Annotated in this window: 22 protein-coding genes; 8 read left to right on the forward strand and 14 right to left on the reverse strand. The window is 61.5% G+C overall.

What is annotated here, in order from left to right:
- The first annotated feature begins 170 nt into the window (after positions 1 to 170).
- Positions 171 to 734: a chorismate--pyruvate lyase family protein gene (locus tag AC3A5O_RS23550; protein WP_163006814.1), complete on the forward strand. Its 564-nt coding sequence runs from the start codon at positions 171 to 173 to the stop codon at positions 732 to 734.
- Entirely contained in the window at positions 734 to 1,624 is an 891-nt protein-coding gene (ubiA, locus tag AC3A5O_RS23555) for a 4-hydroxybenzoate octaprenyltransferase (RefSeq protein ID WP_305469052.1), read from the forward strand. The genes AC3A5O_RS23550 and ubiA overlap by 1 nt, the downstream gene beginning before the upstream one ends.
- Before the next feature lie 193 nt (positions 1,625 to 1,817).
- On the opposite strand, the gene AC3A5O_RS23560 is transcribed toward ubiA, so the two are convergent.
- Complete coding sequence (locus AC3A5O_RS23560; protein ID WP_122567793.1) at positions 1,818 to 2,195, reverse strand: COG4315 family predicted lipoprotein; 378 nt, start codon at positions 2,193 to 2,195, stop codon at positions 1,818 to 1,820.
- A 152-nt stretch (positions 2,196 to 2,347) separates the two neighbouring features.
- On the opposite strand from AC3A5O_RS23560, the gene phoB reads away from it, so the two are divergent.
- From phoB to AC3A5O_RS23575, 3 genes are all read left to right on the forward strand, one after another.
- The gene (gene phoB / locus AC3A5O_RS23565; RefSeq protein ID WP_003177195.1) at positions 2,348 to 3,037 is read left to right on the forward strand and encodes a phosphate regulon transcriptional regulator PhoB; all 690 of its coding nucleotides are present in this window, start codon (positions 2,348 to 2,350) and stop codon (positions 3,035 to 3,037) included.
- 44 nt (positions 3,038 to 3,081) lie between these two features.
- Entirely contained in the window at positions 3,082 to 4,404 is a 1,323-nt protein-coding gene (gene phoR, locus AC3A5O_RS23570; RefSeq protein WP_122567792.1) for a phosphate regulon sensor histidine kinase PhoR, read from the forward strand.
- A 113-nt stretch (positions 4,405 to 4,517) separates the two neighbouring features.
- Positions 4,518 to 5,858 carry a hemolysin family protein gene (locus AC3A5O_RS23575; RefSeq protein ID WP_030138217.1) on the forward strand — a complete coding sequence of 447 codons (1,341 nt, stop codon included), beginning with the start codon at positions 4,518 to 4,520 and terminating at the stop codon, positions 5,856 to 5,858.
- A gap of 184 nt (positions 5,859 to 6,042) precedes the next feature.
- On the opposite strand, the gene AC3A5O_RS23580 is transcribed toward AC3A5O_RS23575, so the two are convergent.
- The 8 genes from AC3A5O_RS23580 to AC3A5O_RS23615 form a co-directional block, all read right to left on the reverse strand.
- Complete coding sequence (locus AC3A5O_RS23580) at positions 6,043 to 6,939, reverse strand: peptidoglycan DD-metalloendopeptidase family protein (protein WP_122567791.1); 897 nt, start codon at positions 6,937 to 6,939, stop codon at positions 6,043 to 6,045.
- A 234-nt stretch (positions 6,940 to 7,173) separates the two neighbouring features.
- Complete coding sequence (locus AC3A5O_RS23585; RefSeq protein ID WP_122567790.1) at positions 7,174 to 8,127, reverse strand: response regulator; 954 nt, start codon at positions 8,125 to 8,127, stop codon at positions 7,174 to 7,176.
- 168 nt (positions 8,128 to 8,295) lie between these two features.
- Positions 8,296 to 9,057 carry a phosphate signaling complex protein PhoU gene (gene phoU / locus AC3A5O_RS23590; RefSeq protein ID WP_030139132.1) on the reverse strand — a complete coding sequence of 254 codons (762 nt, stop codon included), beginning with the start codon at positions 9,055 to 9,057 and terminating at the stop codon, positions 8,296 to 8,298.
- A 97-nt stretch (positions 9,058 to 9,154) separates the two neighbouring features.
- The gene (gene pstB / locus AC3A5O_RS23595; RefSeq protein WP_122567789.1) at positions 9,155 to 9,988 is read right to left on the reverse strand and encodes a phosphate ABC transporter ATP-binding protein PstB; all 834 of its coding nucleotides are present in this window, start codon (positions 9,986 to 9,988) and stop codon (positions 9,155 to 9,157) included.
- A gap of 157 nt (positions 9,989 to 10,145) precedes the next feature.
- Entirely contained in the window at positions 10,146 to 11,816 is a 1,671-nt protein-coding gene (gene pstA, locus AC3A5O_RS23600) for a phosphate ABC transporter permease PstA (RefSeq protein ID WP_122567788.1), read from the reverse strand.
- Between the two features lie 15 nt (positions 11,817 to 11,831).
- The gene (locus AC3A5O_RS23605; protein WP_305471298.1) at positions 11,832 to 13,865 is read right to left on the reverse strand and encodes an ABC transporter permease subunit; all 2,034 of its coding nucleotides are present in this window, start codon (positions 13,863 to 13,865) and stop codon (positions 11,832 to 11,834) included.
- Positions 13,866 to 14,335: 470 nt separating this feature from the next.
- The gene (locus AC3A5O_RS23610; RefSeq protein WP_122567785.1) at positions 14,336 to 15,334 is read right to left on the reverse strand and encodes a phosphate ABC transporter substrate-binding protein PstS; all 999 of its coding nucleotides are present in this window, start codon (positions 15,332 to 15,334) and stop codon (positions 14,336 to 14,338) included.
- 268 nt (positions 15,335 to 15,602) lie between these two features.
- The gene (locus tag AC3A5O_RS23615; protein ID WP_122567784.1) at positions 15,603 to 16,901 is read right to left on the reverse strand and encodes an MFS transporter; all 1,299 of its coding nucleotides are present in this window, start codon (positions 16,899 to 16,901) and stop codon (positions 15,603 to 15,605) included.
- A 376-nt stretch (positions 16,902 to 17,277) separates the two neighbouring features.
- Here AC3A5O_RS23615 and AC3A5O_RS23620 point away from each other — a divergent pair, with 376 nt between their 5' ends.
- Both AC3A5O_RS23620 and AC3A5O_RS23625 read left to right on the forward strand, forming a co-directional pair.
- Entirely contained in the window at positions 17,278 to 17,682 is a 405-nt protein-coding gene (locus AC3A5O_RS23620; RefSeq protein ID WP_003177184.1) for an acyl-CoA thioesterase, read from the forward strand.
- Positions 17,683 to 17,739: 57 nt separating this feature from the next.
- Positions 17,740 to 18,639 carry a D-hexose-6-phosphate mutarotase gene (locus AC3A5O_RS23625; protein WP_122567783.1) on the forward strand — a complete coding sequence of 300 codons (900 nt, stop codon included), beginning with the start codon at positions 17,740 to 17,742 and terminating at the stop codon, positions 18,637 to 18,639.
- Between the two features lie 132 nt (positions 18,640 to 18,771).
- Here the strand turns inward: AC3A5O_RS23625 and AC3A5O_RS23630 are convergent, their stop codons facing one another.
- The 5 genes from AC3A5O_RS23630 to AC3A5O_RS23650 form a co-directional block, all read right to left on the reverse strand.
- Entirely contained in the window at positions 18,772 to 19,308 is a 537-nt protein-coding gene (locus AC3A5O_RS23630) for a DUF3299 domain-containing protein (protein WP_122567782.1), read from the reverse strand.
- Between the two features lie 89 nt (positions 19,309 to 19,397).
- Positions 19,398 to 19,643: a GlsB/YeaQ/YmgE family stress response membrane protein gene (locus AC3A5O_RS23635; protein ID WP_003187057.1), complete on the reverse strand. Its 246-nt coding sequence runs from the start codon at positions 19,641 to 19,643 to the stop codon at positions 19,398 to 19,400.
- A gap of 102 nt (positions 19,644 to 19,745) precedes the next feature.
- Positions 19,746 to 20,831: a 5-(carboxyamino)imidazole ribonucleotide synthase gene (locus AC3A5O_RS23640; RefSeq protein WP_122567780.1), complete on the reverse strand. Its 1,086-nt coding sequence runs from the start codon at positions 20,829 to 20,831 to the stop codon at positions 19,746 to 19,748.
- Between the two features lie 12 nt (positions 20,832 to 20,843).
- Positions 20,844 to 21,335 (reverse strand): 5-(carboxyamino)imidazole ribonucleotide mutase, encoded by a 492-nt coding sequence (gene purE / locus AC3A5O_RS23645; RefSeq protein ID WP_003196369.1) that lies wholly within the window; start codon positions 21,333 to 21,335, stop codon positions 20,844 to 20,846.
- A gap of 371 nt (positions 21,336 to 21,706) precedes the next feature.
- Positions 21,707 to 22,624: a LysR substrate-binding domain-containing protein gene (locus tag AC3A5O_RS23650; RefSeq protein ID WP_060739814.1), complete on the reverse strand. Its 918-nt coding sequence runs from the start codon at positions 22,622 to 22,624 to the stop codon at positions 21,707 to 21,709.
- A 180-nt stretch (positions 22,625 to 22,804) separates the two neighbouring features.
- Between AC3A5O_RS23650 and aspA the strand changes: the two genes are divergently transcribed.
- Entirely contained in the window at positions 22,805 to 24,229 is a 1,425-nt protein-coding gene (aspA, locus tag AC3A5O_RS23655) for an aspartate ammonia-lyase (protein ID WP_487753794.1), read from the forward strand.
- Positions 24,230 to 24,501: the final 272 nt, after the last annotated feature.

Raw genomic sequence — 24,501 nt, forward strand, 5'->3', positions numbered from 1 at the left:
ACTTCCTCGTGATATCAGGCCTTGGCCGGTATTTTCCGGCTCAGGGCCGTTTTGTACTGATCGGCTGCAACAGATGCAAGCACGATCAGCAAGGCAGCCGGCCGGGCCAATCAAAACCAGTGACCGGCATGGTAAGCTCGCGACCTCCTTTGCTGCCATTCAAGACCTCTGTGCCGCATACAAATTCGATATTTCCTACACTCCAATGGCTGCCCCAGCACCTGCTGTCGCCCCGCCCCGATGCGGCTGTACTCGACTGGCTGTTCGACGAAGGCTCCCTGACCCGGCGTCTCACGCGCCTGTCGGACGGGCATTTCAGCGTGACGCCATTGTTCGAAGGTTGGCAGCCCTTGCGCGCCGACGAATGTGCCGCCCTGGACCTGGCCGAGGGCAGCGAGGGCTGGGTACGCGAGGTGTATCTGCGCGGCCGCGACCAGCCTTGGGTGTTCGCCCGCAGCGTGGCGGCGCGCAGCGCCTTGCAGGGTGACGGCTTGCAGATGGACGAGCTGGGCAGCCGCTCCCTGGGCGAATTGCTGTTTTGCGACCAGGCTTTCCAGCGCCGGGCCATCGAGGTTTGCCATTACCCCGAGGCCGGGTTGCCGGAAGACGTCCGCGCCAGCGGGCTATGGGGTCGCCGTTCACGTTTCGATCGCGGTGCGTTGAGCGTGCTGGTGGCGGAAATCTTCCTGCCCCGCTTGTGGACCGTCGCCCGCGCCTATTCGGAGAATTTTTGATGTACGTGCAACTGCTCAAATCCTTGAATCGCCTGAATCCACGGGCGTGGGACTTCGTGCAATTGACCCGCATGGACAAGCCCATCGGCATTTACCTGCTGCTGTGGCCGACGTTGTGGGCGTTGTGGATTGCCGGTGAAGGCTCGCCGTCCGTCGCCAACGTGGTGATTTTCGTCCTCGGCGTGGTGCTGACCCGCGCCGGCGGCTGTGTAATCAATGACTGGGCCGACCGCAAGGTGGACGGCCACGTCAAACGCACCGAACAGCGCCCACTGGTGAGCGGCAAGATCAGTTCGAAAGAAGCGCTGGTGTTCTTCGCCGTGCTGATGAGCGTGAGCTTCTTGCTGGTGCTGTGCACCAACGCCCCGACCATCCTGTTGTCCCTCGGTGGTCTGGCGCTGGCGTTCAGCTACCCGTTCATGAAGCGCTATACCTATTACCCGCAAGTGGTATTGGGCGCGGCGTTCTCCTGGGGCATGCCGATGGCGTTCACCGCCGAAACCGGTCATCTGCCGGCGGCCGCGTGGCTGCTGTACATCGCCAACCTGCTGTGGACGGTGGGCTACGACACCTATTACGCGATGACCGACCGGGACGATGACCTACGTATCGGCGTGAAATCCACGGCGATCCTGTTTGGCGATGCCGACCGGGCGATCATCCTGACGCTGCAAGGCTTGGCCTTGGGCTGCCTGCTGTTGGCCGGGTCGAAGTTCCAGCTGGGCGGCTGGTTCCACCTGGGGCTGGTGGCCGCTGCCGCGTGCTTCGCCTGGGAGTTCTGGTACACCCGTGGCAGGGACCGGATGCGCTGCTTCCAGGCATTCCTGCACAACCACTGGGCTGGCTTGGCGATTTTCGTGGGGATTGTGCTGGATTACGCGTTGCGCTGAGGCCACCGGTCTCCAAGCCGTTAACTTGTGGCGAGGGGATTTATCCCCGTTTGCTGTGGGAGCAAAGCTTGCTCGCGAACCAGGCGCCTCGATTTCTGAAAGACCGCAGCGCCTTCATCGCGGGCAAGCCTTGCTCCCACATCAATCCCCTCGCCACAAATGATCTGCCGTTTCTTGGTGAAGTCTGTCAATCCTACTTGGCGACGTGCCAGACGCCTCCTTTGCCGTCACCATTCTTATCGCCCGCCTTCTTGTCTTCAATGTAGGTATACAGCGGTTTGCCCTTGTAGGCCCACTGCTGCTTCGCATCGTCTTTACGTTCGATCACGGTCCAGTCGCCCGTAGGCTTGGCTGCGCCTTCAACCTTGAGCGGTGGCCAGTTCTTCGCACATTGGTCATAGCACGCTGACTCGGTGCCTTTGTCCTTGTCAAACGTATACAAAGTCATGCCGTGGTGATCGGTCCACACGCCGCCTTCTTTCATCGCCGGTTCAGCCGCGAACGCCAATGCCGGCAGCGCCAGGGCAGCCGTTACCGCCAGTGCCTGGATGGATTGGGTGAAGTAATTCATGGAAACCTTCTTTTGTGGTTGTCAGGATTCGGACTGAAAAGCGTAGCCCAGGATCCCCTTCGCTGCCGGATTACGAAATATCTGTCACACGACTGCAATAATTCCGTTATCTAATGCGGCGCAAGACAGTTAAATGACAAGAGGATTACCCCATGGTTGGCAGGAGCATTCTGATCGTCGACGACGAGGCACCCATCCGCGAGATGATCGCCGTTGCGTTGGAGATGGCCGGCTATGACTGCATGGAAGCAGAAAACTCTCAACAGGCCCACGCCATCATCGTCGACCGCAAGCCCGACCTGATCCTGCTGGACTGGATGCTGCCCGGCACGTCAGGCATCGAACTGGCGCGACGCCTCAAGCGCGACGAGTTGACCGGTGATATTCCGATCATCATGCTCACCGCCAAGGGTGAAGAGGACAACAAGATCCAGGGCCTGGAAGTCGGCGCCGACGACTACATCACCAAGCCGTTCTCCCCGCGAGAGCTGGTGGCGCGCCTGAAAGCCGTGCTGCGACGCGCCGGGCCGACCGATGGTGAAGCGCCGATTGAAGTCGGTGGCCTGCTGCTCGACCCGATCAGCCACCGCGTGACCATCGACGGCAAACCCGCCGAGATGGGCCCGACCGAATACCGCCTGCTGCAGTTCTTCATGACCCACCAGGAACGTGCCTACACCCGCGGCCAACTGTTGGACCAGGTCTGGGGTGGCAACGTCTACGTCGAGGAACGCACCGTGGACGTGCATATCCGGCGCCTGCGCAAGGCTCTCGGCGATGCCTATGAAAATCTGGTACAAACCGTGCGCGGCACCGGTTATCGTTTTTCGACAAAGGCCTGATCCGAGCCCTTACCGCCCGACAAGCTGACAAGGACGCGCGTCACGTGAATCAAAACTGGCATGGCACCCTGATTCGCCACATGTTGTTGCTGGTGACCGGTTGTTTGCTGATCGGCCTGATCAGCGGTTATTACGGCTGGAGCCTGGCGGCGGGGCTGGGGCTTTACCTGGCCTGGACACTCAAGCAACTGCTGCGCCTGCATGAATGGCTGCGCCTGCACCAACCCGACGAAGCCCCGCCCGACGGCTATGGCCTGTGGGGTGAGGTGTTCGACAGCATCTACCACCTGCAACGGCGCGACCAGCGCGTTCGCGGACGCCTGCAGGCGGTGATCGACCGGGTCCAGGAATCCACCGCCGCGCTGAAAGACGCGGTGATCATGCTCGACAGCGACGGTAACCTGGAATGGTGGAACCGCGCCGCCGAGACCCTGCTGGGCCTCAAGACGCCCCAGGACAGCGGCCAGCCGGTGACCAACCTGGTGCGTCATCCGCGCTTCAAGGAATATTTCGAGCAAGCCAATTATGCCGAGCCGCTGGAGATTCCTTCGCCCACCAATGATCGGCTGCGCATCCAGTTGTACATCACCCGCTACGGCAACAACGAGCACTTGATGCTGGTGCGCGATGTCACGCGTATCCATCAACTGGAACAGATGCGCAAGGATTTCATCGCCAACGTTTCCCACGAACTGCGCACGCCGTTGACGGTGATCTGCGGTTACCTGGAAACCTTGCTCGACAACGTCGAGGAGGTGAACCCGCGCTGGAGCCGGGCCTTGCAACAGATGCACCAGCAAAGCGGGCGCATGCAGACCCTGCTCAACGACTTGTTGCTGCTGGCGAAGCTGGAAGCCACCGACTACCCGTCGGACAACCAACCGGTGCACATCGAGGACCTGCTGCAGACCATTGCCGAAGATGCTCAGGAACTGTCCGGCTCCAAGCAGCAGACCATCACCCTGGAAGCCGACCCGGCCGTGCAGCTCAAAGGCAGCGAGGCGGAACTGCGCAGTGCGTTTTCCAACCTGGTGTTCAACGCGGTCAAGTACACGCCGGAGCAAGGTCGGATCCATGTGCGCTGGTGGGGCGATGAACAAGGCGCGCACCTGAGCGTGCGCGATTCAGGCATCGGTATCGACAGCAAGCACCTGCCGCGCCTGACCGAACGCTTCTACCGCGTCGACTCCAGCCGCAACTCCAACACCGGGGGCACCGGGCTGGGTCTGGCGATCGTTAAACACGTCCTGCTGCGCCATCGTGCCCGCATGGAAATCAGCAGCGTACCCGGCCATGGCAGCACCTTTACCTGCCATTTCGCCCCGGCCCAGGTGGTTCGAGCACGCCTCGCCCGCCCCGCTGATTGAGCACACCCCCTAGGCAATCGCCGAGTCAGCCGCTACATTGACTGACTTGCGCCTGCCTCTTCGGGCGCCCATTTCCAACTCCCACGACTATTCGGAACCCGCAAAACCCCATCATGGACCCTTCCCCTGGCTTGTCCCTCGTTACACTCTTCGCCGAATTTGGCATGATTCTTTTTGCTCTGATCCTGGTTTTGCTCAACGGCTTTTTCGTTGCGGCCGAATTCGCCATGGTCAAGCTGCGCTCGACCCGGGTCGAGGCCATTGCCGAGCAGAACGGCTGGCGCGGGCATATCCTGCGCACCGTCCACAGCCAGCTCGACGCCTACCTGTCGGCGTGCCAGTTGGGCATCACCCTGGCGTCCCTGGGCCTGGGCTGGGTCGGTGAGCCAGCGTTCGCCCACATCCTCGAGCCGTTGCTGGGCGCGGTCGGCGTGCAGTCGCCGGAAGTAATCAAGGGCGTGTCGTTCTTCACCGCGTTCTTCATCATTTCGTATCTGCACATCGTGGTCGGTGAACTGGCGCCCAAATCCTGGGCCATTCGCAAACCCGAGCTGCTGTCGCTGTGGACCGCCGTGCCGCTGTACCTGTTCTACTGGGCCATGTACCCGGCGATCTACCTGCTCAACGCCAGCGCCAACGCCATCTTGCGCATCGCCGGCCAAGGCGAGCCCGGGCCCCATCACGAACACCATTACAGCCGTGAAGAACTGAAGCTGATCCTGCACTCCAGCCGTGGTCAGGACCCGAGCGACCAGGGCATGCGCGTGCTGGCCTCGGCCGTGGAAATGGGCGAACTGGAAGTGGTGGACTGGGCCAACTCCCGGGAAGATCTGGTGACGTTGGAGTTCAACGCGCCGCTCAAGGAAATCCTGGCGATGTTCCGTCGCCACAAGTTCAGCCGTTATCCGGTGTACGACAGCGAGCGCCAAGAGTTCGTCGGCCTGCTGCACATCAAGGACCTGCTGCTGGAACTGGCGGCCCTGGACCACATTCCCGAGTCGTTCAACCTGGCCGAACTGACCCGGCCGCTGGAACGGGTGTCGCGGCACATGCCGCTGTCGCAGTTGCTGGAGCAGTTCCGCAAGGGCGGCTCGCACTTCGCCGTGGTCGAGGAAGCCGACGGCAACATCATCGGCTACCTGACCATGGAAGACGTGCTGGAAGTGCTGGTGGGCGACATCCAGGACGAACACCGCAAGGCCGAGCGCGGGATCCTGGCCTACCAGCCGGGCAAGCTGCTGGTACGCGGCGACACGCCACTGTTCAAGGTCGAGCGCCTGCTGGGGATCGACCTGGACCACATCGAAGCCGAAACCCTGGCCGGCCTGGTCTATGAAACCCTCAAGCGCGTGCCGGAAGAGGAAGAAGTGCTGGAAGTCGAAGGCCTGCGGATCATCATCAAGAAGATGAAAGGGCCGAAGATCATCCTGGCGAAGGTGTTGATGCTCGATTGAGCATCAACCCTGATATTGAAGGTCCACCTGTGGCGAGGGGATTTATCCCCGCTGGGCTGCGAAGCAGCCCCAAAACCTGACATTCCAGGTTGACTGGCAAATTGAGTTAGCAGTGCTGGGGGTCGCTTCGCGACCCAGCGGGGATAAATCCCCTCGCCACAAAAAGCCCCTCGAATCTCCAGAGTTACTGCTTGCCCAACGCAAAGTTGGGCAAGTCGCCCACTGGCTGATTGAACTGGTAGGGAATCGACACCAGCCCCAACCCGGTATTGCGCTGCACCACGAAATGCAGGTGCGGGCCTGAGCTGTTGCCGGTATTGCCCGACAACGCCAACGGCGTGCCCACACCGACCCGCTGCCCTTCCCGTACGCTCACCGAGCCTTTCTGCAGGTGCAGGTAGACGCCCATGGTGCCGTCGTCGTGCAGCACCCGCACGAAATTGCCCGCAGGGTCGTCCCCGCGGCCGGTCTGCGCATTTTCGGTCTTGATGACCACGCCACCCCGCGCGGCGATGATCGGCGTGCCGACGGGCATGGCGATGTCCATGGCGTAGCGGTTCTTCGGGCCGTAATGGCTGTATTGGCCGTTGGCTCCCTGGCTCAGCCGGAACGGCCCGCCACGCCAAGGCAACGGGTAGCGATAGGCCTGCGCCGCACCGGCCGGGTCGCCCAGGGAATATTCGAACCTTGGGGTATACACCAACGGCCTGCCAGGTCGGGTGGCGGTGAGCAGCGCCAGACGAAGGTTGCTGCGCGCCGGCAGCACCCGACGAATCGGTCGGCTCGGCGCACCGCTGACGTTGCGCAGCCCGGCGAAACTCAACTCGATCTCCACCGGCGCGTATAGGTCATTGCGCACGAACACCGCATCAGCGCCGTTCTGTTTCTTGATATCGAGAAACACCTGCCGCTCCAGGCGTTCAACCATGCGGTCACGGAACACGAACACTTGGGCGCCCCTACTGGGACGGTCACTGTAGGACACCACGCCATTGGCGTCGGTGGATTTATAGATCGTCATGGCCACGGCCGAGGTGGAGACCAGGACAAGAGCGCAGGCGTACAACAGGGGCGCGAGCATGGGCAAAAGTTCTGTCGAAAAAGGAAGGCCTGAACAGCAGCCTAGCAGCTGGGATGGACCAGCGTAGTCGACGGATGTTTCAAAATGGGTTGGCGAGATGCCGAAGCTGATGGCCCCATCGCGAGCAAGCTCGCTCCCACATTGGATCTGCGGTGAACGCAGATTCAATGACCACTGAAGATCAACTGTGGGAGCGAGCTTGCTCGCGATAGCGGACTCAAAGGCACCGCCGTATCAGGCGCCTGGCACGAAGTGTTTCTGCGCGGTGCCGCGGGCGATCAGGCGGGAGATGTAGTCGAGTTTCTGCGGGTCTTTGTCAACGAAGCGGAACGTCAGTTGCAGCCATTCGCTGTCAGGCGTCTGCTCATGGGCGACGATGGCGTGCAGGTAGCCGTTCAGACGTGCGGTTTCGGCGTTGTCGCCCTGTTCCATGTCCAGCACCGCGCTTTCGAGCACTTGTGGCAGGGCGTCGCTGCGCTTGACCACCAGCAGCGCTTCCTTGAGGCTCAGGGCCTTGATCACGCATTGCTGGGTGCCGCTGGACAGGCGCAACTGGCCTTGGCCACGGTTGGTCGCCGAAGCCGCGGCTACAGGCGCCTTGACCGGTGGGCTGTTGAGCAGGCCACGGGCCGGGGCAGCAGCGGCTGCAGGAGCGGGAGCGGCGGCCGGCTTGGTAAAAGGATTCGCCGCGGGCGCCGAAGCAACAGCCGCCACCGGAGTCTTGCCGCCCGTCAGGGCGCTGAGGGAATCATTGCCGAACGCCGAGTTCATCTTGGTCGGGGCACTGTTCATCAGCGTGTCGAGCTTGCCGACCTTGTGCAGGGCCTGCTTGACCTTGGTCAGCAACTGTTCGTTGGTGAACGGCTTGCTGACGTAGCCGGAAACGCCGGCCTGGATCGCCTGGACCACGTTTTCCTTGTCGCCACGGCTGGTGACCATCACGAACGGCATACCCTTGAGGTTGTCCTGCTGGCGGCACCAGGTCAGCAGTTCCAGGCCGGACATCTCCGGCATTTCCCAATCGCACAACACCAGATCGAACGCCTCGCGAGCCAGTAGGGCCTGGGCTTTCTTGCCGTTCACCGCGTCTTCGATACGCACGCCCGGGAAGTAGTTGCGCAGGCACTTCTTCACCAGGTCACGAATGAACGAAGCATCGTCCACGACCAACACACTGACCTTACTCATCCAGATACACCTCTAAAAAATCCCGGCAAGCATACCGCTTTTACTGATGGCACATTGCCAAAAAACCTTCAGTCACGCCGGGACTTTTCGTTCGCGGGGTGCTGCTTTCGATTAAAAAAAACCCAAAAAAAAGCCCGGCCAGAAGGCCGGGCGCTTTTCTTGGCAATCTTACTTATCGTCAGTTTCACCCGGAACATTAGCAGTTTCGGACGGGGTACCCTCAACTTCTTCCTTCATCCGCTTGAGGCCCATATGGCGCACATCGGTACCGCGTACCAGGTAGATGACAAGTTCCGAGATGTTGCGCGCATGATCGCCGATACGCTCCAGAGAACGCAGCACCCAGATAATGCTCAACACCCGGGAGATGGAGCGCGGGTCTTCCATCATGTAGGTCGCCAGCTCGCGCAGGGCGGTCTTGTATTCGCGGTCAATGATCTTGTCGTACTGGGCCACCGACAACGCCAGGTCGGCGTCGAAGCGGGCGAAGGCATCCAGTGCGTCGCGGACCATGTTGCGCACCTGGTCGCCAATGTGGCGAACCTCGACGTAACCGCGCGGCGCCTCGCCCTCTTCGCACAACTGAATGGCACGACGGGCGATCTTGGTGGCTTCGTCGCCGATCCGCTCAAGATCGATCACCGACTTGGAAATGCTGATGATCAACCGCAGGTCGGACGCGGCCGGCTGACGACGGGCCAGGATACGCAGGCACTCCTCGTCGATATTGCGTTCCATCTGGTTGATCTGGTCATCGATTTCGCGCACCTGCTGGGCCAGGCCGGAGTCGGCCTCGATCAGCGCGGTCACCGCGTCGTTGACCTGCTTTTCCACCAGCCCGCCCATGGCCAGCAAGTGACTGCGCACTTCCTCCAGCTCGGCATTGAACTGTGCGGAAATGTGGTGAGTAAGGCCTTCCTTCGAAATCATCTTGTTCGCTCCGCGAAAGTTGCAAGCTTCAAGCTGCAAGCTTCAAGCAGTTAAATGTTGATCCTGATAGCGCAGTGCGGCTATGCAGTTGCCTCGACTAGCCGTAACGACCGGTGATGTAGTCTTCGGTCTGTTTCTTCGCCGGATTGGTGAACAGCGTATCGGTATCGCCGAATTCCACCAGTTTGCCCATGTACATGAACGCGGTGTAGTCGGAAACCCGCGCCGCCTGTTGCATGTTGTGGGTCACAATGACGATGGTGAACTTGGACTTGAGCTCGTAGATCAGCTCTTCGACTTTCAGCGTCGAGATCGGGTCCAGGGCCGAGCAGGGTTCGTCGAGCAACAGCACTTCCGGCTCCACGGCGATGGTGCGCGCGATGACCAGACGTTGTTGCTGGCCGCCGGACAGACCGAGGGCAGACTCATGCAGGCGGTCCTTGACCTCGTCCCACAGCGCCGCGCCCTTGAGGGCCCATTCCACGGCTTCGTCGAGGATGCGCTTCTTGTTGATGCCCTGGATGCGCAGGCCGTAGACCACGTTCTCGTAGATGGTTTTCGGGAACGGGTTGGGCTTCTGGAACACCATGCCCACGCGACGGCGCAGCTCGGCCACGTCTTCGCCCTTGCGGTAGATGTTGTTGCCGTAGAGGTTGATTTCACCTTCGACGCGGCAGCCGTCCACCAGGTCGTTCATGCGGTTGAAGGTGCGCAGCAAGGTTGACTTGCCGCAGCCCGACGGGCCGATGAACGCGGTGACGCGCTGTTTCGGGATGTTCAGGCTGACGTCATACAGCGCCTGCTTTTCGCCGTAGAACAGATTCAGGCCGGGCACTTCGATGGCGACGGTTTCCTGGGCCAGGTCCAGGCTTTGCTTGTCGCGGCCCAGGGCCGACATGTTGATGCCGTGTGTCTGTGTTTCGTGTTGCATGGGAGGCTCCCTGTGCTAACAAATTCGGTTCGGAACGCCTGTGTGGCGGCCCCATAAAATTCCAGTGAACGCCGATCAGTGTGGGAGCGAGCTTGCTCGCGAAGGGGCCCTCAAGGCCGCCAGAAGCTTCGCGAGCAAGCTCGCTCCCACATGAAAATCAGCTATCCAGTGCTTTGTACTTCTCGCGCAGGTGGTTACGGATCCACACCGCCGACAGGTTGAGCGTGGCGATCACCAGCACCAGCAGCAGCGCCGTGGCGTACACCAGCGGTCGCGCCGCTTCGACGTTCGGGCTCTGGAAGCCGACGTCATAGATATGGAAGCCCAGGTGCATGATCTTCTGGTCCAGGTGCAGGTACGGGTAATTACCGTCCAGTGGCAGCGATGGGGCCAGTTTCACCACGCCCACCAGCATCAACGGCGCCACTTCACCGGCGGCACGGGCCACGGCGAGGATCATCCCGGTCATCATCGCCGGGCTCGCCATGGGCAGGACGATTTTCCACAGGGTCTCGGCCTTGGTCGCGCCGAGGGCCAGGGAGCCTTCGCGCACGGTCCGCGGGATCCGCGCCAGGCCTTCTTCGGTGGCCACGATCACTACCGGCACTGCCAGCAGCGCCAGGGTCAGGGACGCCCAGAGCAGACCCGGGGTGCCAAAGGTCGGTGCCGGCAAGGCTTCGGGGAAGAACAAACGGTCGACCGAACCACCCAGCACGTAGACGAAGAAGCCCAGGCCGAACACACCGTAGACGATGGCCGGAACACCCGCCAAGTTGTTCACCGCGATGCGGATCAGGCGGGTCATCGGGCCCTGGCGGGCGTATTCACGCAGGTAGACCGCCGCCAGCACGCCGAACGGCGTCACGATCATTGCCATGATCAGGGTCATCATCACGGTGCCGAAAATCGCCGGGAAGATGCCGCCTTCGGTGTTGGCTTCACGGGGGTCGTCGCTGAGGAATTCCCAGACCTTGCTGAAGTAGAAACCCATCTTGGTGAACGTGCCCATGCCGTTTGGCTGGTAGGCGTGCACCACTTTGCCGATTTCGATCTCCACTTCCTTGCCGTTGGCATCGCGGGCCGTCAGGCTGTCGCGGTTGAACTGCGCATGCAGGTCGGCCAGGCGTACTTCGATGTCTTTGTAGCGGGCGTTGAGTTCGGCGCGCTCGCTTTCCAGGTCGGCCTGGGCCGAAGCGTCGAGCTTGCCATCCAGTTCCAGTTTTCGACCGTGCAGGCGGACACGCTCCAGGCCGGCGTTGATTGCACCGATTTCGACTTTTTCCAGGGTCTTGAGCTCGGCGGCCAACTGATTGACGCGCTGTACGCGGGCCTGCAGTTGCGGCCAGGCGGCCTCGCCTTCGGCGATGACCTTGCCGCCTTCCTTGACGTTGACCAGGTAGCCGTAGAAGTTGCCCCACTCACGACGCTCGATGGCCATCAGTTCTGGCGGCGTGGTCTGGTTGGTCAGCCAATCGCCGACGATCCAGGTGAAGTCGGTACCGTTCAGGTCCCGGTTGCCGACCTTGATCAGTTCACGGGTCATGAACTCGGGGCCTTCGTCCGGCACCGGCAGGCCGGCGCTTTTCAGGCGCTCGCGAGGCACTTCTTCTTTCTGCACGACTTCGCCGACCACCAGGTGCGCAGGCATGCCTGGCACGTTGTAGCTAGCGTGGATCAGGTCCGCCGGCCAGAAGTGGCCCAGGCCGCGCACGGCGATCACCGCCAGCAGGCCAATGGTCATGATGACCGCGATGGACACCGCGCCACCGCTGATCCAGACGCCGGGGGCGCCGCTCTTGAACCATCCTTTCAGGGAGTTCTGTTTCACAGACTTCTACCTTTCTTAAAGCGACGAATATTTCTTGCGCAGACGCTGACGGATCAGCTCGGCGAGGGTGTTCATGACGAAGGTGAACAACAGCAACACCAAGGCCGACAGGAACAGCACGCGGTAATGGCTGCCGCCGACTTCCGACTCAGGCATCTCCACCGCCACGTTGGCCGCCAGGGTGCGCAGGCCTTCGAACAGGTTCATTTCCATGACCGGTGTGTTACCGGTGGCCATCAGCACGATCATGGTCTCGCCCACCGCACGGCCCATGCCGATCATCAGCGCCGAGAAGATGCCGGGGCTGGCGGTGAGGATCACCACGCGGGTCATGGTCTGCCACGGCGTGGCACCGAGGGCCAGGGAGCCCAGGGTCAGGCCACGCGGCACGCTGAACACGGCATCTTCGGCGATGGAATAGATGTTCGGGATCACCGCGAACCCCATCGCCAGGCCGACCACCAAGGCGTTGCGCTGGTCGTAGGTGATGCCCAGGTCATGGGAGATCCACATGCGCATGTCGCCGCCAAAGAACCAGGCTTCCATGTACGGGCTCATGTACAGCGAGAGCCAGCCCACGAACAGGATCACCGGGATCAACAGGGCGCTTTCCCAGCCGTCCGGCACTCTCAGGCGAATGGATTCCGGCAGGCGGCTGAAGGCGAAACCGGCGACCAGGATGCCGATCGGCAACAACATCAGCAGGCTGAAGATGCCCGGCAGGTGTCCTTCGACGTACGGCGCCAGGAACAGGCCGGCGAAGAAGCCAAGGATCACCGTCGGCATCGCTTCCATCAGCTCGATCACCGGCTTGACCTTGCGACGCATGCCCGGAGCCATGAAGTAGGCGGTGTAGATCGCCGCGGCCACCGCCAGCGGCGCGGCCAGCAGCATCGCGTAGAACGCCGCTTTCAAGGTACCGAAGGTCAGCGGCGAGAGGCTCAGCTTGGGTTCGAAGTCGGTGTTGGCGGCGGTCGACTGCCAGACATATTTAGGTTCGTCGTAGTTTTCGTACCAGACCTTGCTCCACAACGCGCTCCACGACACTTCCGGGTGCGGGTTGTCCAGCGTCAACGGTTGCAACTTGCCGCCCTGTTCAACGATCAGGCGGTTGGCCCGCGGCGACATGCCGAACAGGCCCTGGCCGTCGACCACCTGGTCCACCAACAGGGTGCGGTGGGCGGTGCTGTGGAACACCCCCAGCTTGCCGGCGGCGTCGAGCGCCACGAAACCTTTGCGACGTTCTTCGGCGCTGATCTCGACGATAGGCGCGCTGCCCATCTGGAAGGTACGAATCTGTTTGAAGCGCAATTCGCCGTCTGGATCGCGGGCCATGAACCACTGGGCCAAGCCGCCCGTGGAATCGCCGACGATCAGCGAGATCCCGCCCACCAACTGGGTGGCGGCGGTGACTTGGGCGTCGCCGTTCTCCAGCAATTTGTAACGACCGTTGAGGCTCTTGTCCCGCAGGCTGAATACATCGGCCTGGGCACGTCCGTTGACCACATACAGCCATTGCTGGCGCGGGTCGACGAAGATGTTCTTCACCGGCTCGGTCATCTGCGGCAGGTCGATACGCGTCTGCTCGCTGGTGATTTCACCGGTCATCATGTTTTCTTCGCTGGTAAGCGACAACACTTGCAGCTGGGCGCCGCTGGAACCGGCCAGCAGCAGCGTCGAATCCGTGGCGTTGAGGCTGACATGTTCCAGGGCCACGCCCTGTTCGTTCAACGCGATCGGCGCCTCGCCGTAAGGATATTCGATGGCGGGCGAGATGGTTTTCTTGCCGTCCGGGTAGGAGACCTTATACGTGTGACGGAACACCAAGGCCTGACCGTTGGACAGACCAATGGCCACCAACGGGCTACCGGGCTGGTCCTCGCCAATGGCGGTCACGCTGGCACCGGCTGGGATCGGCAGGTCGACGCGGCGCAGCTCGGCACCGCTGTCGAGGTCGTAGAACAGCGCCTGGCCCTTGTCGGAAACCCGCATGGCCACTTGGTTCTGTTCTTCGATAGAGATCATCAGCGGTTTGCCGGCATCTTGCATCCAGGCCGGAGTAATCGAATCCTTGGCGCTCAGGTCCGCGCCCTGGAACAGGGGCATCACCACGTAGGCCAGGAAGAAGAAAATCAGGGTAATGGCCGCCAGGACGGCGAGACCGCCGACCAGCACATACCAGCGTGTCAGGCGATCCTTGAGCGCACGGATGCGGCGCTTGCGTTGCAGCTCAGGCGTATTGAAGTCAATGCGCTTGGGAGGGGAAGTCGTAGTCATTGTGGAGTTGGCCAGATCATTCATGCGCACACCCTAGCGATCCTGTATGACAGAAAGATGACAGTGAAGTGACGCAACAAATCCGCCGCTGGTGGAAACCGGCAGCGGACAGGAATTTGGTCTGTGGGAGCGAGCTTGCTCGCGATGAAGTCATCCCATCCAACATCAACGGTGACAGACCTACCGCTATCGCGAGCAAGCTCGCTCCCACAGTAGCCCGGGCGTTGGCCCGGGCTCAGGTGTTACTGCTTGGCGACGTTGCCGCCTTCTTGCAGACCCAGGTCAGCCAGTGCCTTGGCGGCCACCTTGGCTGGCAGTGGGATGTAGCCGTCCTTGACCACAACTTCCTGGCCTTGCTTGGACAGGATCAGCTTCACGAACTCGGCTTCCAGCGGGGCCAGAGGCTTGTTCGGCGCTTTGTTGACGTAGACGTAGAGGAAACGCGACAGCGGATACTTGCCGTTCAGGGCGTTTTCTTCGGTGTCCTCGATGAACTCGCCGCCTTCTTTCTTGGCCAGGGCAACGGTTTTCACGCTGGCGGTCTTGTAGCCGATACCCGAATAGCCAACGCCGTTAAGCGAGCTGCTGATCGACTGCACAACCGAAGCCGAACCGGGTTGTTCGTTGACGTTTGGCTTGTAGTCGCCTTTGCACAGGGCTTCTTCCTTGAAGTAGCCGTAGGTGCCAGACACCGAGTTACGACCGAACAGTTGGACCGGCTTGTTGGCCAGGTCGCCGGTCACGCCCAGGTCGCCCCAGGTCTTGACGTCAGCCTTGGCGCCGCACAGGCGAGTCGAGGAGAAAATGGCATCGACCTGAGCCATGGTCAGGTGCTTGATGGGGTTGTCCTTGTGCACGAATACGGCCAGGGCGTCCACGGCTACCGGGATAGCGGTTGGCTTGTAGCCGTATTTGGTTTCGAAGGCCTGCAGTTCGTTGTCCTTCATCTTGCGGCTCATCGGGCCCAGGTTGGCGGTGCCTTCGGTGAGTGCGGGCGGCGCGGTGGAGGAACCGGCGGCTTGAATCTGGATGTTTACGTTCGGGTATTCTTTCTTGTAGTTCTCGGCCCACAAGGTCATCAGGTTGGCCAGGGTATCGGAGCCGACGCTGGAGAGGTTGCCCGACACACCAGTGGTCTTGGTGTAGCTCGGGATCGCAGGGTCAACAGCGGCAACCGCGTTGGCAGTCGCAACGCCAGCAGCGACAAACGTCATTGCCGCCATCAAACGCTTCAGTTTCATGCCTTACTCCTAGCAGATAGGTGTGTTAAGTCGGCCAAGTATTGGTAAGCCGTGTGAACACTCTATGGCTGAAATATGACAATTGGATGAAAGGCCAGCATTGAGTTTTGCAGGATGTTGTGGCGAGGGGATTTATCCCCGTTGGGCTGCGAAGCAGCCCTCAAGCCAGCGCCTCGGTGTATCAGGCTGGTCCCAATCCAGCCATTGGGGGCGGCTTAGCAGCCCAGCGGGGATAAATCCCCTCGCCACAAAGGCTGTTCGGCGCCGCCTAGCGACCCTTCTTCCAGAGATACCCGCCCACCACAATCCCGATCCCACAGATGGCCGCCACGTAATACGCCGGCCCCATCGAGCTCTCCTTCAACAGCAAGGTCACGATCATCGGCGTCAACCCGCCGAAGATCGCGTAAGCCAGGTTGTAGGAAAACGACAGGCCGCTGAAGCGCACCACGGCCGGGAAGGCATTGACCATGACATACGGCACCGCGCCGATGGTGCCCACCAGCAAGCCACTCAAGGCATACAGCGGGAACAGCCACTCGGGGTGGTCGAACAGGCAGTGGTAAAAGGTCCAGAACGTGATCATCAGCAAACCGCTGCCGAAGACAAACACCCGGCCGGCACCGAAACGGTCGGCCAACACACCCGCACCGATGCAACCGAAACTCAGGAACACGATCGCCAGGCTGTTGGCCTGCAATGCAACGGTCGGGCTGAAGTGGTACACCGTCTGCAGCACGGTCGGTGTCATCAGGATGACCACAATGACGCCGGCCGACAGCAGCCAGGTCAGCAGCATGGAAATGGCGATGGCGCCGCGATGATCACGCAGCACGGCCCGCAGCGGCACTTCCTCGGCCAGGGCCTTGCGCAGTTGCAGTTCGGCGAATACCGGGGTTTCGTGCAGCCAGCGCCGCAGGTACACCGAAAACAGGCCAAACACACCGCCCATCAGGAACGGAATCCGCCAGGCGTAATCCGCCACTTCCACCGGCGTATAAATACTGTTGATGGCCGTGGCGACCAGCGAACCCAACAGAATCCCCGCCGTCAGGCCGCAGGTCAGGGTGCCGCAGGCATAGCCGATGTGGCGTGCCGGAACGTGTTCGGAAACGAATACCCAAGCGCCCGGCACTTCCCCGCCGATGGCCGCGCCCTGGATCACGCGCATCAACAACAGCAGGATGGGCGCCCACATGCCGATCTGTGCATAGGTGGGCAACAGGCCCATGATCAGGGTCGGCACAGCCATCATGAAAATGCTCAGGGTGAACATTTTCTTGCGCCCCAGCAGGTCGCCGAAGTGGGCCATGATGATCCCGCCCAGGGGCCGAGCCAGGTAGCCGGCGGCAAAAATGCCGAAGGTCTGCATCAGGCGCAGCCATTCAGGCATTTCGGCAGGAAAGAACAATTTGCCGACCACGGTGGCAAAGAACACGAAAATGATGAAATCGTAGAACTCCAGCGCACCGCCCAGGGCTGAAAGCGACAGGGTCTTGTAATCGTTGCGAGTCAATGGACGTGCCGGCTGTGCGGGTGTCGCCGTGCTCGAAGGCGCAGTGGTCATGGCAAGGGCTTCTCTTATAGTCGGTTCTGCAACCCTGGCAACACGGGTTGGGGCCTGGACAGGTTCGGCACGATAGCAAATTGTTCGAAAAAGCACATAGAGGCGCGTATTTGACAGTCGAAATCAGAACCGAGTGGTCGTCTCGACGTCTATCGCCCGATATACTCGCAACCTTGCAGTACTCTGTAAGGGGTTGCTGTGCGAAAACGTCGTTGGTGACGTAGTACCAGAACCAGCCGGTTTCGCAGAGTTTCCCTTTGGCACGCCTTTACGAAAAACGTGACGAACGCAGTATGTTCGGGCTGAATCGTTTTTTAAAAAGACGGCTATTCACCTGAAGTACCAGACAGCGTTACGGGTCAGAGGCACCCCCGGCATGATAGAGCTCGAACAAGAAGATCCAATCCCGCAAGGCGACCTGGCCCTGCAAATCACCGCGCTCCCTCGCGAGACCAACGGCTTCGGCGATATTTTCGGCGGCTGGCTGGTGTCCCAGATGGACCTGGCCGGCACCGCCATGGCCAGCAAAGTGGCTGGCGGACGCGTAGCCACTGTGGCGATCGATCGCATGGCGTTCCTGGTGCCGGTGGCGGTGGGTGCGCAGTTGTCGTTCTATACCCAGGCGCTGGAAATCGGCCGCAGCTCGATCCAGATGATGGTCGAGGTCTGGAGCGACGATCCGCTGTCCAGTGAATGGCGCAAGGTGACCGAGGCGGTCTTTGTCTTCGTCGCCATCGACGGCAGCGGGCGTACCCGCTCGGTTCCGCCGCGCGCCCGTTAAACACGGCGGCCGTTTTGCGGTCCATTGCAGTCCCTGATACCGAGCGAGATTTGCAACATGCCTACGCCCAACGTCGAAGCGGTCAAACTGGATGAACTGAACGCCTGGCGCATCCGTCACGGTCAGGCCGAGTTGCTGGTGGCCCAGCAAGGCGCGCACATCCTCAGTTATCAAGTGGACGGCCAGCCGCCACTGATCTGGCTCAACGACCAGGCCACGTTCAAGGCCGGCAAAAGCATCCGCGCGGGCGTGCCGGTGTGCTGGCCGTGGTTCGGCAACCTGACGCGCAACCCCGACAGCGTGCAGGCCATGCGCGTGAGCAACGACCCGGCCACCGCCCACGGTCTGGTGCGGGCCATGGATTGGGAATTGAAGGGCATCGAAGCCGAAGGCGAAAGCCTCAAGGTGGAGTTCGTGCTGCCCTATCCTGAAAACGGCCTCTCGGGCTGGCCTCATCAGGTGGACCTGACGCTGGCCATCGTGATGGACGAGCAACTGCACATCCGCCTCACCAGCCATAACCGTGGCAGCGAAACCGTCAGTCTCAGCCAGGCGCTGCACAGCTATTTTGCCGTGAGCGACGTGCGCAATGTGCACGTCGAAGGGGTGGATGGCTTGAGCTATATCGAAACCCTGGACGACTGGAAAACCGTCACCCAGGCCGGCGACCTGCACTTTGCCGGCGAGACCGACCGTATCTACCTCAATACCCCGCCGAAGCTGAGCATCCTTGATCCGCAGTGGGAACGTCGGATCGAACTGACCAGCAGCGGTTCGCGCTCGGCAGTGATCTGGAACCCCTGGACCGAACGCGCCAAGGCGTTCAGCGACATGGCCGACGATGGCTGGCAGCGCATGCTGTGCATCGAGACGGCGAATGTGATGGACGATGTGGTGACGTTGTTGCCGCAGGCCAGCCATACCTTGGGCGTGAGCGTCGGCAGCAAGCCGCTCTGACACCGCAAGACCACTGTGGGAGCGAGCTTGCTCGCGATAGCGGACTGACAGTCAACATCGCGTCGACTGATACACCGCCATCGCGAGCAAGCTCGCTCCCACAATTGGATCTGTGTTGGGCCAATAGGCCTGTTACAAATCCGCCTCCTGCACCACCCTAACCTTCTCCGCCTCCAGCGCATACGCCGCACTCGCCAGGTCGTTGTCGACCTTTTCGATCTTCAGCGTGCCCGTCACCCAGAGCGGCGTGTAGATGTCGTCCAGCTTCAGGCCCTTGGGATAGCGCACCAGTACCAATTGGTTAGGCGGCGGTGGCGGGACGTGGATGCAAGCGCCGGGGTAGGGCACCAGAAAGAACAGCGTGCTGCGGCCCTTGGCGTCGGTTTCCAGCGGCACCGGATAACCGCCAATGCGGATGTGCCTGTCGTTCATCGCCGCCACGGTCTTGGTCGAATACATCACCGCCGGCAAGCCCTTGCTTTGCTTCAGGCCGCCTTTTTCAGTGAAGGTGCCGTTGGCTTCCGGGGAGTTGTGGTCGATCTCGGGCATGGCCTCGAGGGCTTTCTGGTCCGACTTGGGCATCAGTTCGAGCCAGTCGGTTTCCGGCAGCTCGGCAGCATGGGCCAGGCCACTGCCCAGCAGAAGAAGGGTCAATACTAGACGGCGCATGAAAGGGCTCGGCAATGAATGAAAAGTGAAACGCCGAGCATTCTAGCCCCCTCTGCTCGCCACGCAGAGGGGGCCTTGATGCATTTGGATCAGTTTCTTTTGATCAGGCCGTAGATCACCAGCAACACGATCGCGCCCACCAGGGCACCGATAAAGCCAGCGCCTTGGCCGGCCTGGTAGATGCCCAGGGCCTGGCCGCCATAAGTGGCTGCCAACGAACCGCCGATACCGAGCAGGATTGTCATGATCCAGCCCATGCTGTCATCGCCCGGTTTCAGGAAGCGCGCCAGCAGGCCAACGATCAAGCCGATAAAAATGGTTCCGATGATTCCCATGGCATTCCCCTCTGGTTAAGTCAGTAAGCCAAAGCCCGGTCAGGCTTTGGCACTTAGCCATGAGAGAGATTAGCCGACGAATGGTTCCACCGCCGTCCCAGATTATTGTTCGGCGATCAGCGTCTCGACCTTGATGATCTGCTGGGCCAGTGTGGCCCGGTCTGCGCAGCGCAGGTTGGCGTGGCCGACCTTGCGCCCGACCTTGAACGCCTTGCCATAGTGATGCAAATGACAGTCGGCAATCGCCAGGACCTTGTCGCTGTCCGGGACCTTGCCGATGAAATTGAGCATCGCGCTCTCACCGACCTTGGCGGTCGACCCCAGCGGCAGCCCGGCCACCGCCCGCAGGTGGTTTTCGAACTGGCTGCACTCGGCGCCTTCGGTGGTCCAGTGCCCGGAGTTGTGGACCCGAGGTGCGATTTCGTTGGCCTTGAGGCCACCGTCCACTTCAAAGAACTCGAACGCCATCACGCCGACATAGTCGAGTTGCTTGAGCACCCGGCTGGAGTAATCCTCGGCCAGGGCCTGCAACGGATGATCGGTGCTGGCGACGGACAGCTTGAGGATGCCGTCCTTGTGGGTGTTGTGCACCAGCGGGTAGAAGCGGATCTCACCGTCGCGGGCACGCACGGCGATCAGCGAGACTTCCCCGGTGAACGGCACGAAACCTTCCAGCAGGCAGGCCACGCTGCCGAGTTCGGCGAACGTACCGACCACGTCTTCAGGCGTGCGCAGGACTTTCTGGCCCTTGCCGTCGTAACCCAGGGTGCGGGTCTTGAGCACGGCCGGCAGGCCGATGGCGGCGACGGCGGCGTCCAGGTCGGCCTGGGACTGAATGTCGGCGAAGGCCGGCGTGGGGATGCCCAGGTCCTTGAACATGTTCTTTTCGAACCAGCGGTCACGGGCGATCCGCAAGGCTTCGGCGCTCGGGTAGACCGGGACGAACTGGGACAGGAAGGCCACGGTTTCGGCCGGGACGCTTTCGAATTCGAAGGTCACCAAGTCGACTTCATCGGCCAATTGGCGCAGGTGATCCTGGTCGCCATAGTCAGCCCGCAGGTGTTCACCCAGCGCCGCGGCACAGGCGTCCGGCGCCGGGTCCAGGAAAGCGAAGTTCATCCCCAGCGGCGTACCTGCCAGGGCCAACATGCGACCCAACTGGCCGCCACCGATTACACCGATCTTCATTCGTCAACAACCTCAGGCAATGCGTGGGTCTGGATTGTCCAGGACGCTGTCTGTCTGCTCAGCGCGGAATTTTTTCAGCACGGTATGAAATTGTGGATGCTTGGCGCCCAGGATGCTCGCCGATAGCAGGGCCGCGTTGATCGCGCCGGCCTTGCCGATGGCCAGGGTGGCGACCGGGATGCCGGCTGGCATCTGCACGATCGACAGCAACGAATCGACGCCCGAGAGCATCGACGACTGGACCGGCACGCCCAGCACCGGCAGGTGGGTCTTGGCCGCGCACATGCCCGGCAAGTGGGCCGCGCCACCGGCACCGGCGATGATCACCTCGATGCCACGCGCCTCGGCCTCTTCGGCGTACTGGAACAGCAGGTCCGGGGTACGGTGGGCGGAGACCACTTTCACCTCGTAAGGGATGCCGAGCTTTTCCAGCATATCGGCGGTGTGGCTAAGGGTGGACCAATCGGACTTGGAGCCCATGATCACGCCAACCAGTGCACTCATCGTCGTGCCTCTTCTCTCTGGGCGCCCGCAGGCGCGTCAAAAAACAACAAGCCACGCAGGAAACCGGCGTGGCTTGTTGTACGAATTATGGCCGGGCGAACCGACCGAAGGCCGGGCAGTATACCGAAAATGGTGCGTTAAACGCACTTTCGCCGACCATCTGTCGTTTGCGGTGAAGCGGCGGTTTTATTGACCTGCAGGTCAGCGAGGGAATAGCGCTGATCCATTGTGGGAGCGAGCTTGCTCGCGATAGCGACAGGTCAGTCAATGCAACTTTGAATGTCAGTCCGTCATCGCGAGCAAGCTCGCTCCCACAGGGGCTCTGTGATGCCTGATATCCGTGACATTCCCACAAAGGGTCTGCGTTGTTTTCAGGATCCGATGGCACCCTGCGCCGCGCCGCCCTCGAGCTTGCGCCACAGCAGTCGCACATTGGCCTTGCGCACCAGGGCGCAGCGGTACAGGCGGATCTCCAGGGGCACGTGCCATTGCGTGCCGCCGCAGATCACCAGCTCACCCCGGGCCAGTTCGGCACGTACGCTCAGGTGCGGCACCCAGGCGATGCCCAGGCCTTCCAGGGCCATGCTTTTCAGGCTGTCGGCCATGGCCGTCTCGTAGATCGTGGTAAAACGCAGCGCCCGCTGACGCAGCAACTGGTTGACCGAACGCCCCAGGAAGGCCCCGGCGCTGTAGGCCAGCAGCGGCACGCTGGCCTCGCCTTCAAGGTCGAACAGCGGGTTGCCGTTGGCATCGGCGGCGCACACCGGCAGCATTTCGGTCTGGCCCAGGTGCAGCGACGGGAAAATCTCCGGGTCCATCTGCATGGCCGAATCCGGATCGTAGAAGGCCAGCATCAGGTCGCAGCCGCCTTCACGCAGGGCGTGGACGGCGTCGCCGACGTTCGTCGCTACCAGCCGCGTGGCGATGTTCATCCCTTCGTTGCGCAATTGCGCGATCCAACGCGGGAAGAAGCCCAGCGCCAGGGAGTGGGCGGCGGCCACTTGGATGACTTCGCCCTGCCCGCCTTCCAGGTGATGCAAATGGCGCAACACTTCACCCAACTGCTCCACCACCGTACGCGCCGTCACCAGGAACAACTGCCCCGCCGCCGTCAGCTCGACGGGCGTACGTGAACGATTGACCAGGGTCAGCCCCAGCGCCGCCTCAAGGCTGCGGATCCGTCGGCTGAACGCCGGCTGCGTCACGAAACGCCGCTCGGCCGCCTGGGAAAAACTGCGGGTAGCGGCCAGGGCACTGAAGTCCTCAAGCCATTTGCTTTCAAGATTCATCACGTCCTCCCCTACACGCACCAAAACAGGTCACACGTTCGCCGCACCGTCGGCGTCACACCGGCATTATGCCGAATATGCATAGGCCAGTGTTTAACAGCATTGGCCCTATTTTCTCCCAGAGCCTAGGATCCACAGCGTTCCGGCTCAGACCGGGTCCTTATCGAGATGATTTCCGTCATGTCCTCCGCTGCATCATTCCGCACAGAAAAAGACCTGCTTGGCGTACTCGAAGTACCAGCGCAAGCGTATTACGGCATCCAGACCCTACGAGCGGTAAACAACTTCCGTCTCTCCGGCGTCCCGATCTCGCATTACCCCAAGCTGGTGGTCGGTCTGGCAATGGTCAAACAGGCCGCCGCTGACGCCAACCGCGATCTGGGCCAGCTCAGCGAAGCCAAGCACGCCGCCATCAGCGAAGCCTGTGCACGATTGATCCGTGGCGACTTCCACGAAGAATTCGTGGTGGACATGATTCAGGGCGGCGCCGGCACGTCGACCAACATGAATGCCAACGAAGTCATCGCCAACATCGCGCTGGAGGCCATGGGCCACCAGAAAGGCGAGTACCAGTACCTGCACCCCAACAACGACGTGAACATGGCGCAGTCCACCAACGACGCCTACCCGACCGCGATCCGCCTGGGTCTGCTGCTGGGTCACGACGCCTTGCTGGCCAGCCTCGACAGCCTGATCCAGGCGTTCGCGGCCAAGGGTGAAGAATTCAGCCACGTCCTGAAAATGGGCCGCACCCAGCTGCAAGACGCCGTGCCGATGACCCTAGGCCAGGAATTCCGCGCCTTCGCCACCACCCTGAGCGAAGACCTGGCGCGTCTGAAAACCCTGGCGCCTGAACTACTCACCGAAGTGAACCTGGGCGGTACCGCCATCGGCACCGGCATCAACGCCGACCCGCGCTACCAGGCCCTGGCCGTGCAGCGCCTGGCGACCATCAGCGGCCAGCCGCTGGTCCCGGCCGCCGACCTGATCGAAGCCACCTCCGACATGGGTGCCTTCGTGCTGTTCTCCGGCATGCTCAAGCGCACCGCGGTCAAGCTGTCGAAGATCTGCAACGACCTGCGCCTGCTGTCCAGCGGCCCACGCACCGGCATCAACGAAATCAACCTGCCGGCCCGCCAGCCAGGCAGCTCGATCATGCCTGGCAAGGTCAACCCGGTAATCCCGGAAGCGGTCAACCAGGTGGCATTCCAGATCATCGGCAACGACCTGGCCCTGACCATCGCAGCCGAAGGCGGCCAACTGCAACTGAACGTGATGGAACCGCTGATCGCCTTCAAGATCTTCGACTCGATCCGCCTGCTGCAACGGGCCATGGACATGCTGCGCGAGCACTGCATCGTCGGCATCACCGCCAACGAAGCGCGCTGCCGTGAACTGGTCGAGCACTCGATTGGCCTGGTCACCGCCCTGAACCCGTACATCGGCTATGAAAACGCCACCCGCATCGCCCGTGTTGCCCTGGAAAGTGGCCGCGGCGTGCTGGAACTGGTGCGCGAAGAAGGCTTGCTCGACGACGCCATGCTCGACGACATCCTGCGCCCGGAAAACATGATTGCTCCGCGTCTGGTCCCGCTCAAAGCGTGATCGACACGGCCACCGCTCACCAGGTCGAGGGACTAGACACCTCTCACCTTTTGAGGGCTTGGGGATCTTCCCCAAGCCCTTTTTTTAATTGATAGCCGCAAAGGATGACCGAACCTGTGGGAAGGAACCTGCTCGCGATAAACGACGACGCGCTGCCCGTTGTAAACCGCGTCGCCAGCCAACGCGAGCAGGCTTTCCCCCACAAGAACCTGACCGGAAGGCCAGGTGTTTCAAAGGGTCCGCTTCGTCGGACGCACCACAACTGTGCAGAC

This window comes from Pseudomonas sp. Soil_N_39 (assembly GCF_057655955.1).